Source organism: Blautia pseudococcoides, from assembly GCF_001689125.2.
In the GTDB taxonomy this organism is placed as follows: domain Bacteria; phylum Bacillota; class Clostridia; order Lachnospirales; family Lachnospiraceae; genus Blautia; species Blautia pseudococcoides.
This window is the reverse complement of the sequence record NZ_CP015405.2, coordinates 4686005-4697202: the sequence shown is the minus strand read 5'-3', so window position 1 is coordinate 4697202 and position 11198 is coordinate 4686005. Positions and strand designations below refer to the sequence as shown.

General features: G+C 47.2%; 13 protein-coding genes. 2 read left to right on the top strand and 11 right to left on the bottom strand.

Features of this window, described 5'->3' with window-relative positions; translation table 11 throughout:
* The first annotated feature begins 1 nt into the window (after position 1).
* Together A4V09_RS22120 and A4V09_RS22115 are read left to right on the top strand one after the other, a co-directional pair.
* Positions 2–1282 carry a DVU_1553 family AMP-dependent CoA ligase gene (locus tag A4V09_RS22120; RefSeq protein ID WP_065544234.1) on the top strand — a complete coding sequence of 427 codons (1281 nt, stop codon included), beginning with the start codon at positions 2–4 and terminating at the stop codon, positions 1280–1282.
* On the top strand, positions 1282–1869 hold the full coding sequence (locus tag A4V09_RS22115) for a histidine phosphatase family protein (protein WP_065544233.1): 588 nt from the start codon (positions 1282–1284) through the stop codon (positions 1867–1869). Before A4V09_RS22120 ends, A4V09_RS22115 begins: the two co-directional genes overlap by 1 nt.
* 75 nt (positions 1870–1944) lie before the next feature.
* On the opposite strand, the gene ilvD is transcribed toward A4V09_RS22115, so the two are convergent.
* The 11 genes from ilvD to A4V09_RS22060 form a co-directional block, all read right to left on the bottom strand.
* Positions 1945–3675, bottom strand: coding sequence for a dihydroxy-acid dehydratase (ilvD, locus tag A4V09_RS22110; RefSeq protein WP_065544232.1), 1731 nt, complete (start codon positions 3673–3675; stop codon positions 1945–1947).
* Positions 3676–3847: 172 nt separating this feature from the next.
* Positions 3848–4243, bottom strand: a complete 396-nt coding sequence (locus A4V09_RS22105; RefSeq protein WP_065544231.1) for a hypothetical protein — start codon at positions 4241–4243, stop codon at positions 3848–3850.
* Between the two features lie 55 nt (positions 4244–4298).
* A complete protein-coding gene (locus A4V09_RS22100) occupies positions 4299–4484 on the bottom strand; it encodes a hypothetical protein (RefSeq protein ID WP_065544230.1) in 186 nt (61 codons plus the stop codon).
* A gap of 167 nt (positions 4485–4651) precedes the next feature.
* Positions 4652–5173, bottom strand: coding sequence for a signal peptidase I (locus tag A4V09_RS22095; protein ID WP_084043729.1), 522 nt, complete (start codon positions 5171–5173; stop codon positions 4652–4654).
* Positions 5174–5214: 41 nt separating this feature from the next.
* Positions 5215–6267 (bottom strand): MucBP domain-containing protein, encoded by a 1053-nt coding sequence (locus tag A4V09_RS22090; protein ID WP_065544229.1) that lies wholly within the window; start codon positions 6265–6267, stop codon positions 5215–5217.
* Positions 6264–7061, bottom strand: coding sequence for a sortase B protein-sorting domain-containing protein (locus A4V09_RS22085; protein ID WP_065544228.1), 798 nt, complete (start codon positions 7059–7061; stop codon positions 6264–6266). Before A4V09_RS22085 ends, A4V09_RS22090 begins: the two co-directional genes overlap by 4 nt.
* 12 nt (positions 7062–7073) lie before the next feature.
* Positions 7074–7835, bottom strand: coding sequence for a hypothetical protein (locus A4V09_RS22080; protein ID WP_065544227.1), 762 nt, complete (start codon positions 7833–7835; stop codon positions 7074–7076).
* The gene (locus A4V09_RS22075; protein ID WP_065544226.1) at positions 7835–8335 is read right to left on the bottom strand and encodes a hypothetical protein; all 501 of its coding nucleotides are present in this window, start codon (positions 8333–8335) and stop codon (positions 7835–7837) included. Before A4V09_RS22075 ends, A4V09_RS22080 begins: the two co-directional genes overlap by 1 nt.
* Positions 8336–8349: 14 nt before the next feature.
* Positions 8350–9306, bottom strand: coding sequence for a DUF5979 domain-containing protein (locus tag A4V09_RS22070; protein ID WP_242964166.1), 957 nt, complete (start codon positions 9304–9306; stop codon positions 8350–8352).
* 57 nt (positions 9307–9363) lie between these two features.
* Positions 9364–10227 carry a class C sortase gene (locus A4V09_RS22065; RefSeq protein WP_065544224.1) on the bottom strand — a complete coding sequence of 288 codons (864 nt, stop codon included), beginning with the start codon at positions 10225–10227 and terminating at the stop codon, positions 9364–9366.
* A 3-nt stretch (positions 10228–10230) separates the two neighbouring features.
* Positions 10231–11130 (bottom strand): class C sortase, encoded by a 900-nt coding sequence (locus A4V09_RS22060; protein ID WP_065544223.1) that lies wholly within the window; start codon positions 11128–11130, stop codon positions 10231–10233.
* Positions 11131–11198: the final 68 nt, after the last annotated feature.

Here is an 11198-nt window from a genome sequence, read left to right as displayed (position 1 = left end):
AATGCCGATAAAAACATGTGTGTTAGATGACTGGATAGAGAAAAAAGAAAACATCACCCTTTCTTCCCGAAAGGAATTAAATAGCTGGCATCTGGAAAGAATACGTGCCCTGCTTTCCTTTGCGGGGGAGAACAGCCAATGGTACAGAAAAAAACTGACCGGTTTCCCTCCGCCAAAATCCCTGGAGGCGTTCACATCGTTTCCCACAATGGACGGAAAGGATTTGACTGACGCCGGACTGTCCATGCTGTGTGTTTCACAGGGGGAGATCAGCCGGGTGGTCACTTTGCGGACTTCGGGCACGGAGGGGCTGCCTAAACGCATTTTTTATACAGCTTCTGACCAGGAACTGACCGTGGATTTTTTTCATCACGGAATGGCTGAACTGACGAAAGCAGGGGAAACCGTGATGGTATTCCTTCCCTTTGAAAAGAAAGGAAGCGTGGGGGATTTACTCATGCAGGGGCTTGGGCGGCTGGGCGCATATCCCATTGGCTTCGGAATCATAAACAGCCTGGAGGACTGTGCGGCGCGCTTACTTGAAAAGCAGGTCTCCTGTGCCGTGGGAATTCCGGTTCAATTTCTGGCACTGGCGGAATACTGCAGGCAGCAGCATATAAAGCTGCCTTTGAAAACCGTGCTTTTAAGTACCGATCACCTGCCGCTTCCGGTACGGGAGAGAATTTCCTCTGGTCTTGGGTGTGAGGTATTTGATCATTTCGGCATGACAGAGACAGGACTGGGATGTGCCCTGGAGTGCAGCGTGCATAAGGGAATGCATATCCGGGAAAATGATATTTATGCGGAGATCCTGCATCCGGTCACACATGCGGTCCTGGAAGACGGTTCGTGGGGTGAACTTGCAGTCACTACGCTTACCCGAAGGGGTATGCCTCTTCTGCGATACCGCACCGGAGATCTTGCCAGGTTCCTTCCGGGCTTCTGTGCCTGCGGAAGTGTATTAAAACGTCTGGAATGCGGAGGGAGGATCAAGGAGAAAGGGCTGACCGTAAAACTGGATGAGGCCTTGTTCTCCATAGATACTCTGGTTGATTATGAAGCGGAATATGAACCGATGGAAAAAATGCTTTCCCTGAAACTGAAATTTATGGGAGACGGATTCCGTGGAAATCAGGCAAATATTGAAATGAAGGTAAAAAGAGCAGTCTCTGAACAGGGACTAAACCCGGTTTTTGAAAAGATACCGGTATCCTGTTACAGCGTGGATAGATTTTTAAATGCTTATGCAGGAAAAAGGAGCATTAAGATAAGGGGGAAGTGATGAAGCTTATTTTTATGCGGCATGGTATCCCTGATTTTATGTACGGGAACGGAAAATATTCAGGACAGGCAAAATGTGTGGGGCAGACCAATTATCCCCTGTCAACAGCCGGGTGCAGGCAGATAGAAAGAGGCGCTCTGGCGCTGAAAGAGAATAATATCCCTCAAGTGATTTACAGCAGCCCTCTGCTGCGCTGTGTACAGAGTTCCTGTATACTGAGGCCGTATTTTGATTGTGGGATTTATTTTGCCGAAGATCTGGCGGAAATTCATATGGGCGAATGGGAAAATCTGCTTTTTTCCCAAATAAAAGCCAGGTACCCGCAGGAGTATCACAGACGGGGGTATGCAATGGGCGATTATTGTGTGCCGGGCGGGGAATCCTTCCTGGAGGTCCAGACGCGGGCTGCTGCGCTTGTTCGCCAGGCTGCCGCAGATGCAGCGGCGGATGATACGATTCTCTTTGTAACCCATATAGGGGTCATACGAAGCCTGTTGTGCCTGTGTGAGGACAGGCCCCTTGCACATTTATTTGAATACTCCCTGGATTACGGCGAATATCTGGAGGTGTCTCCATCTGTTTTTTAAATACGGCGGCAGCGGCAGTACATCCGCTGCTGTCGTATTTTTATATATTGCCATATTTCTACATCTCTTCGTATTTTATACTTCCTCGTATCCCGCGCCTTTCATAGCTGATATTGCATGGCTTGTATAGCGGCCAAACAATCCTTTTCTTTTTGGACGTGGAAGAATGCCGGACTCTGACCGTTTTTTCAGGATCGCTTCTATCTCTTTGGGGGGAAGTTCTTTTCCCTGGATCCCCACCACATCCAGACTTCTGTTCTGTACACTATATTTCAGTATATCTCCTGTCTCTATAAAGGCCAGGGGGCCTCCTGCGGCTGCTTCCGGGGAAACATGGCCGATGGCGGCACCTCTTGTGGCGCCAGAGAAACGTCCGTCTGTTACCAAGGCAACTGTGCCGTTGAGACGCTCATCGCATACAATGGCTTCTGTTGTCATCAGCATTTCCGGCATACCGGTTCCTCTTGGTCCTTCGTAGCGGATAACAAGAATATCTCCCGGGTCCACCTGTCCGTCCACAACTGCCTGGTAGGCATCTTCCTCACGGTTGTATACCTTTGCCGGGCCAATGTGCTCCCGCATGGTCTCGATGCAGGCCGAATATTTGATCACTGCGCCTTCCGGTGCCAGATTGCCCTTTAAGATGGCAATGGAGCCTTTTTCTTCCGCTTTCTCCACAGGGAAAATGACCTGGTCACGTTCCAGACCATAATTGTGAAGATAACCCAGGTTACGGGCAAAGAAATTGTCTCTTTCCAAATCTTCCAGATTCTCACCCAGCGTTTTGCCTGTGACAGTCATCACATCTATATGCAGCATGTCCTTTAAGTATATCTGGACCATGGGGATTCCTCCGGCAAACCAGAAGGATTCCGTCAGGTGCTGACCGCTCGGATTGATATTGCCAATGTGGGGCACTTTGTGGTTCAGGTCATCGAAAAGTTCCGGCTCCAGCGTAATTCCCAGTTCCCTTGCTATGGAAGGTAGGTGGATCGTGGCATTGGTTGAACCTCCGATGGCACTGTGAATGATGATGGCATTTTCAAATGCCTCTCTTGTCATGATGGCTCCTGCTGTAATATCACGCTCTGCCAGCTCCATAATCTTTCGTCCCGCCTTTCTGGAATAAGCGAAAATGTCCCGCATGGTAGCCGGCATAACGGCAGTTCCGGGAAGCGCCATGCCCAGAGCCTCCGCCATACACTGCATCGTACTGGCAGTTCCCAGGAAGGTACAAGCTCCACAGGACGGACAGCCTGTAAGTTTGTAATCTCTGATCTCCTGCTCTGTGACAGCCCCTTCACGTTTTTGCCGCAGAGAAATGTCTCCGGCAACCAAAGATGTGGTCATATCCGGGCCGGGGCGCATACTGCCTCCCGGAATGAAGATTGTGGGTATATCCAGACGGGCCGCTGCTTTTAACTGGGCAGGAATAGACTTGTCGCAGGAGGCGGAAAGGATCATACCGTCCCATGGGTATACGCAGCCGTGTACCTCTATCATATCGCAGATGGCTTCACGGGAAGCCAAAATGTAATTCATGCCGTCGTGGCCCTGGGCACATCCGTCACAGATATCTGTAGTGTGATATTGAGCCGGATAGCCGCCTTTCTCAAATACCCCGTATTTTGCCTGTTCCATAAGGCCGGACAGGTGGGTGCTGCCGGGATGGCTGTCTCCGAAGACATCTTCCAGCAGAATCTGCGGTTTTTTTATGTCCTCCTCATCCCATCCTGAGCCCATCTGCAGGGCGTCAAACTGGGACCAGAGAAGACGCTGGGGAGCGCTTTTTTGTTTGTGGTTCATAGTGTGTTATGTATCCCTTCTTTATAGATTATTTGATGATTTCATATTACAACTTTTTGGGGGATTTGACTACTGTTAATTAAGAGATTGATGAAATACAAAAGCCGCGGAACGAAGACGAATCTCTCTGTTCCGCGGCTTTTGTAAATATATACGGAGGTTTTTATTAAACTTACTTTAAGCGCTTTCTGACTACAAATTCCCTAGCTCCGGCTATAAGCAAAATACCTGCGAAGACACCTACACACAGAAGACCTGTATAGTCGTTTTTTGTTATGTTTTCCCCCTCATCCAGGGGTACCTGCTCACCGATGATCGTAACTGTCTTCCTGTTATCTGTACCTTCTGCGGTGCCCGGATCATCTGCAGATACGGTATTACTTTGCTGCTTATCTTTATCATCCTGAGGGCTATTTCCTGTACTTTCCTGTGTCTGTTTTTCGTCCGTCTCTGTTTGGGAAGCTTCTGCCTCCCGGCTCGTGCGGCTGCTTTCACCGGACAAGCACTTTTTTGCCTGGGCAATGGTCATATTTCCCAGGATCATGGCAATGCATAATGTGAGCGGCAAGATTTTTTCGCTAATCTCTTATGTCCCATAATGCACTCCTTTCCAGGCCTTATTGTTACTCTCCGCTCTCTTCCGACTGTTCTAAGGCTCTGTCTATAAACTTTATTAAATCTATAGCACTGCGGAAATCCTGTTGGCTCTGTTCTTCCAGCCAGGTGACACTGCCCTGCCATGTAGCGCTTTTATTGTCAGCAATTTTAACCACAAAGGTTTCTGCATTTCTGGCCATCCTGTTTTTCACAATGTTCGTTCTCCTCCGAAAGGTGTTTGTCAAGTTGGGTCATCCACTTATTATATATAATATTGTACTGCAGACAGCATTACAAAAAGCATTACATCATTACCTGTATGTAGTTCTATTTCCCCTGCGTGCTAATCTGTAATGGTGCAAAAACAAACAAGCCTACTCTATTCCCGTCTGCGGATCACTGAGGCTATAACCTCCAGAAGCAAAGCTGCGGCGATCACACCGCCGGCAATGATCTTCCCGATTGTACTTGTGAGGGCCTGTGCAATGCTTCCCAGAACAGGAATTGTGTACACTACTTTTCCTATAAAATTGCTGTAGGGAACTGTGTTCATATCTTCCGTCTTATTCGCGTCACCTTTGGTGACAAATTCACCCATGACCACTTTATTCTCTACCACTCTATGGGTGATTATGGCATTGGAATCCTTCGCTCCGTAGAAAGCGATCACATCATCCTCTTTCATATCCTCGGGTGCTGCTTCCTGCACATATACCAGGCTTCCCGTGGGGATCGCCGGCTCCATGCTTCCGCTCACCACGGAATAGGCATCATAGCCAAAAAGCCTGGTTGCTGTTATGGGAAGACAGACAAGCACCAGACCTGTCAATAAAACAGTGCCCAGTGCACTGCAAATTGCAGACACTGGGCTTTTTTTATCCTTTTTCTTCTTTCTGCTCAAAATCGGATATCCTTTCTGTTACCTATGCATTTTTATATATATTATCTGCGGCGTCTGATCAGAAATACAGCTAATGCTGAAAGAGCAGCAACTGCTCCGACTCCGATCGCAATACCGGCTGCCAGCGGAAGACCTTTTTTCACTTTCTCTTTGGTTTCCTCCGGGTTGTCAGCAAGGGGAGTTTCCTCCTCGTCTAAATCTACAATATCCTGATTTCCTTCCGGAACTTCCTCAGGCTCAATTACCTGGGTTCCTGCATCGGTTCCTGCCTCTCCGGCTGTTCCCTCTGTACCGGCGGTTCCGGCATCACCGGGGGTTCCTTCTGTGCCGGCCGTACCCGCGTCGCCAGTGGTTCCATCTGTACCGGTTGTTCCGGCAGGTGTGGTACCTGCTGCAGGTGTCTCGATCACAGTTGTCTCTGTTGTGGTGGTTCCCGGCACTACAGTTGTGACGGTTGTAGTCTCACCAGGGACAGTGACGGTCTCGGTGGTTACCGGTGAATATACGAAAGTAAATACATTCTCTGCTTCGTTGGAAACCAGCGTTTTTGTCAGTGCCAAAGCCTGAGGCGTGTAGTTCTCCATATACAGATATGCCACCACCGGTTTGTCTCCTACATTACCGTAATAAGTACGGCTTGGTGCCAGTTCGTTGCCGTCTGCATCATGATAATTTACAGTATAACCAACCATATCGCCCTGAATTCCATAAGCAACTACAAAATCTCTGTCGCCGTTTACATGAAATGCGGATGTCTCAAGAGAATTATTGTCATGTCCGCTTATACGGACACCTTTTACATAATATTTGCTGGAATCTCCCAGTGATACTGCACCATTCTGTACATCAAAGGATACTTTATCACCTAATTTCAGGCCGCTTACTACTACCCGGTCCCCGCCCGGAGTAATGACCGGTGTTCCTGTACTTTCAACAGACAAACCGTCAATTCCCGAAAAGGTACCCTGATTGCCTGCATAGAAGGTTGCTGTATAGGTATATTCTTGCTCCGCTGCAAAAACACTGAATACGGATGAGCCAAAAAGCATGCAGACAGTAAGTAACGATGTCAAGATCATTTTCAGCTTCTTCATGACTTCTGCTCCCCTTTCTCGTTCTCACGGCGTTTTTTCATGGAAAGAATTCCGAAAACCAGCAGTACAACTCCACTGATCAATGCTATTGTGCTATAGAGAAGGATATTCGTTGTATCTCCTGTTTTTGGCCGGGTTATGGTCTCTTTCACCGTATTTGTTGCACCGGTGACTGTCTTTCTGATCACTGTGTCCTCACCTTTTACTGTGACCGTGGAGGCCGCAACCTTTTCTACTGCGAAATTCATCTGCAGACGGGCCAGTGTATTCTGATACGCATTGCCCTGGGTTTCACCGTCTAAGATAACTTTCAGATGAACGGATCCGGCTTTTCCTGCATCCAGTCTGTCCAGATAGAAAAAGTCATCGAGAGAATTCGTTGCCTGCTCCAAACCTTCACCCATGTGAGAAGTGCCTTCTCCGCCTACGGTTTCGCTGTCATAGAGTACCGCTTCTGTTCCGGAAGGGTCATAGTATGTCAGAACATAAGTGTATGCTCCGCCTTCAGCCTGGCTTCCTTCCTCAAGGCTCTGAAGAACTTCATTGGACATATACCAGTCTGTCTTTTCTTTGCCTGCATTCTTTATCTCTACCTGCAGTTCCATGGTATCGCCGGGAAGGATTCCATATATCTCCTCCGCCATCTCTTTGGAACTGAAGTTGCTGTTCATCTCATCTCCGTCAAAAGTGACCTGCCAGTTTTTATCGCTTTTAAAATCTTCTGCATATGCTGTTGCTGCAGTGCCTACGGTCATGATCGCTGCCATGACAAGGCACAAAATTTTCTTTTTCATATTCTGTACCTCCTATCGTAAGCTGATATCTCCATTTGCCGCCACATCTACATCCACGCCCCAGGCACTCTTGATGGCATCCACAGCGTTATGTGTCTGTACAGCATCCACTTCGGCCTCTATCTGAAAGCTGTAACCGTCATAATCATAAACTGTGGTAATTGTCTTATATCCATTTTCATCCTCTGTCACATGTTCTGTGACTTTCTTGCCTAATGACGGGTCAATTCTCAGACTGTCCGCAAAATCCGGGGTGGTTTCCCCTGCCGGAAGGATACTGGTGTAATAAAGAATAGTACGTTCTTTTGAGTTGGATGTTGTGTTATCCACTACCCATCCATTACCTGTCAGATTTAAATCTATCAATTCGGGTGATAGCTTGGTATCTTTTACCGCATCCGCGCCTTCCCCTTTTGACCAGCTCTTGTTCAGGATCACCCTCACGTAGCTGTCAATGGTGCCGCTGTTAGTGACACTGAGGTTCTCCTCATACTTCTTTCCAAGCACCAGTTTTTCTTTTTTCAGACCTTCCAGAAGATCCCCTGTGGTCTCATTCCATTCGCCGTCTTTATCGTAATCTCTGCTGCTGATCACGTTTCCATTTTCTACCAGGCTTACACCTATATTGGAGGTACTCATCTCAATCCCATAATTTTCACTGTAGTATGTCAGTGCTGCCCGCGCGCTTCCCACTGTGCTGCCGAGCAGAAGCAGTGCGGATGCTGTGAGAAGGATAACTGGTTTAACAGAAAAGGATTTTTTCTTCTTTTTCATTATTCACCAACCTCCTCTTGTTTCGCGTTCCAGTCTGCATAAGGATTGCCCTGGTCATCATATAAAACCGGCGTGCACTCCTGGGCCACGATAACATTAAATTCTTCTTCGCTGTCTTTAGAATCAATCTTAACCTGAAGTTCTTCTGTCTCGCCCCCTGCCGGAACTATATCGCTGTAATAATAGTAATCTTCTTCTCCGGGAGACCATTTCTCGCTGCCCTGATATTTCAGCCCATCCTGATATTTATCTCCTGCAAATACTTTAACGCGGACATAGCATTCAAAATCGCCTGTATTCTTGATCACAATGTGCTTTGTCCAGTCGCTGACCGTCTCTTCCGGGATAGTTGTTGTTGAACCAAGACTGATGGTCACACCGCCTGCTGCTGTTGCATAGGTAGTAAAGTATGCCATAGCGCTGTTCACTGACAGACCTGCAGTGAGGGCGAGAGCTGCTGCAGCCAGACAAAGGCTTTTTTTATTGAATTTCTTCTTCATCTCTCAATCCTCCTTTACTGCTGTTCCCAGTCCCAGTTACCTTCATTGTATGTGAAACGGTTGACAACGCTGCTGCCGCCGTTGTTACGGTGGTCGTATTCATTTTCAAAAGAAACGCCTGCAATATCATCTGCTGCTATGACTGTATGCTGTGTGGCTTCAGTTGTGAGTTCATAACTTGCGCCGCTGTAAACCTCTGTAACTGTGACAGAAGCGCCGGCCGGGATATGCTCTATCTTCACACTTTTTGTTCCCGGTGCGTCAAAGGATATTGAAACTACGTTGCTGTAAACCACTTCATAATCCTTCTCTGCTTCTACCTTAAATACGAAATCCGCTCCGCCTAAAGTTTCATTGTAGGAAGTGAGTGTTTTACTGATCTCCAAATCTCCATAGCGTTTTGACTGTGAAGGTTTTAAACCGGCTGCCACATCATATACCCAGGTATCATCCTGCGTGGACTGGTAGTAGTTATTTGGAAGGGATACCAGGTAGGGTGTAAAATCATAGGTGTTGTAATCTGACTGCACGGACCTGGCAGCTACCAGATACATTCCCGTGGCAAGATTTTCTGCGCTTCCCCTGGATTTGTCCTGGCCTTCCTGGCGCTGCATCCGCACATTTACTGTGGGCTGGGCTGCAAGGTTATCTACAAGTCCCATGGCTTTTCCCGCCAGTTTCTCCCAGTCCTCTGCTGTTGTCTTATCGCTTATGGATGTCAAATCCAAATCTTCATATCCGGATAATACTGTGTATTCCCCGTTCTCTTTCACATCAGCCACTTTATATAGGTCAATAGGTATTACCAGACTGTCCAGCTCTTCATACTGTCCATCCAGCTCAAATGTCAGGGAACAGCTTTTCTCTGTATCTATGCCGAAGGCTGCATATACCTTTGGCAGAACCGTAGCGGAAAGCATCAATGCCAGAGCCAGAGCTAATGCACTTCCTTTTTTTATTGTCTTTTTCATCTTCACATTTTACCCTCCTCTGAATTCTCATTCCCTGTAATCCACTGTATATTCTATTTATTTCTTCTTCCGTGGTCTAAACAGGAATTTCATTAAAAGTATCACAAGCAGTGTCACCGCCAATCCAAGGATCAGATATATCATATAATAATTCTGAACTGCTTTCAGCATGGATTGTACTGGTGTGCTTTCTATTTCTTCCTCTCCTGTATACGGTACCCGATGTCCGCGGACTAAAAGTCTGTGGGAGTTTACACCGTATGGAGTGCAGGTGAACAATGTTACATAATCCTGGCCTTCTTCGATTGCCATGGCGCTGTCTAAGGTTTCCCTGTCGTCCTTGTCTATCATGGTAAGGATTTCATCTACCTCATAGGCTAATGTTTCGTCCAGTACGTGAATGTAAAATAAATCTCCGCGTTTTAACTGGTCAACGTCTGTAAACAGTCTGGCGCTTGGAAGTCCCCTGTGGGCTGCCAGTACGCTGTGGGTGCTTTCGCCTCCGATCGGTAATTTAGTTCCGTTTAAGTGGCCTACTCCGGTCTGGAGGACATCGTCCCCGGTGCCGTGGTAGATGGCAACTTTTATATTGATCTTGGGAATGGAGATGTAGCCCATGATCCCGTCATTGTTGACATTGAGAACCTTCCAATATTCTGTGTTTTCCAGTTCTTCTTTATCCTCTCCGAACACATCACCGTAAAGATTGTTCTGAGTCAGAGATTCATCAAAGGCTCTTGCAGCCTCCCATTCTTTTGTAAAATCTTCCGGCGTCATATCGCCCAGGGTCTCTTCATAACTGCTTATGAGTTTACTCTGGCGGTAGGTATTCCACTGATTGGAAACGGTTGGGTAAACCAGGATACCGAATCCTGCCAGAAATAATAGTGCAAACAGAATCGTTGAAATTTTTCTCTTCATAATTTATTTGTCCGTCAGCTCCTCGTTCTCCTGTTTCTCACCCAGATCAAGCTTTTTTCTTAATTTCTTTTCACGGAGATAGAGGAAAATCACAAAAGCTGCTGTCACTGCCAGGCCTACGATTACCCAGAAGAGATAACTTGTGTGCATGCTTACACCGGTCAGCAGGGAAGTAGGTGTTTCTTCCATTACTGTCTCCTCATAGGGAACGCGGTGCCCGCGAACCAGAAGTCTCTGGCTGTTCACACCGTATGGTGTACAGGTAAAAAGGGTAACTAAATCTTTTCCTTCCTCTACTGCCAGCCCTTCGGTTTGGTCAGGTTCTACTATTGATATCATATCCACTTCATAGCAAAGGGTATCATCTAAAATATAGAGAAGAAAATGGTCGCCTTCTTTTAACTTGTCAAGATCCGTAAACAGTGTGGCACTTGGGAGTCCCCTGTGGGCGGAGATGACAGAATGTGTGCCCTCTCCTCCGATAGGGAGAGAACTTCCTTCCAGGTGGCCTGCTGCTTTTTGAAGTACCTCGTCCTCCGTGGTGTGAAAAACAGGGATTTTAATATCAATTTTAGGGATTTCCACATATCCCATCATACCATCACCTGTGAGGTTAAGACAAGACATATATTCTTCGTCCTCCTCGGAAGCTTCCGCTACGGCAAAGGAGTCCGGAAGGATGCTGGGAAGAAGGGCATTGTTGTAAGCTTCAGCGCGGCTTGCTTCGGCTTTATAGTCGATTTCACCGGCTGTGCTTTTTTCATTTACCACTTCTTCGTAACTACTGATCAATTTGCTCTGTCTGTAGTTGTTCCATTGATTTGATACGAAGGGATACAGCAGCAAGGACAAACCGGCTAAAAATAGAAGGGAAACAATGATTATGTGTGCTCTTTTTTTCATCCGGACTCTCCTTATTGTTGTATTTTTCTAAAATGCCGGGGCGGGCCGTCCGCCCCGGCATTTTGTTG

Excerpts from the sequence above, each read along its gene's own strand:
- A4V09_RS22120 (WP_065544234.1), top strand. The coding sequence starts at position 2 with ATGCCGATAAAAACATGTGTGTTAGATGACTGGATAGAGAAAAAAGAA.
- A4V09_RS22115 (WP_065544233.1), top strand. The coding sequence starts at position 1,282 with ATGAAGCTTATTTTTATGCGGCATGGTATCCCTGATTTTATGTACGGG.
- ilvD (WP_065544232.1), bottom strand. The coding sequence starts at position 3,675 with ATGAACCACAAACAAAAAAGCGCTCCCCAGCGTCTTCTCTGGTCCCAG.
- A4V09_RS22090 (WP_065544229.1), bottom strand. The coding sequence starts at position 6,267 with ATGAAGAAGCTGAAAATGATCTTGACATCGTTACTTACTGTCTGCATG.
- A4V09_RS22085 (WP_065544228.1), bottom strand. The coding sequence starts at position 7,061 with ATGAAAAAGAAAATTTTGTGCCTTGTCATGGCAGCGATCATGACCGTA.
- A4V09_RS22080 (WP_065544227.1), bottom strand. The coding sequence starts at position 7,835 with ATGAAAAAGAAGAAAAAATCCTTTTCTGTTAAACCAGTTATCCTTCTC.
- A4V09_RS22075 (WP_065544226.1), bottom strand. The coding sequence starts at position 8,335 with ATGAAGAAGAAATTCAATAAAAAAAGCCTTTGTCTGGCTGCAGCAGCT.
- A4V09_RS22070 (WP_242964166.1), bottom strand. The coding sequence starts at position 9,306 with ATGAAAAAGACAATAAAAAAAGGAAGTGCATTAGCTCTGGCTCTGGCA.
- A4V09_RS22065 (WP_065544224.1), bottom strand. The coding sequence starts at position 10,227 with ATGAAGAGAAAAATTTCAACGATTCTGTTTGCACTATTATTTCTGGCA.
- A4V09_RS22060 (WP_065544223.1), bottom strand. The coding sequence starts at position 11,130 with ATGAAAAAAAGAGCACACATAATCATTGTTTCCCTTCTATTTTTAGCC.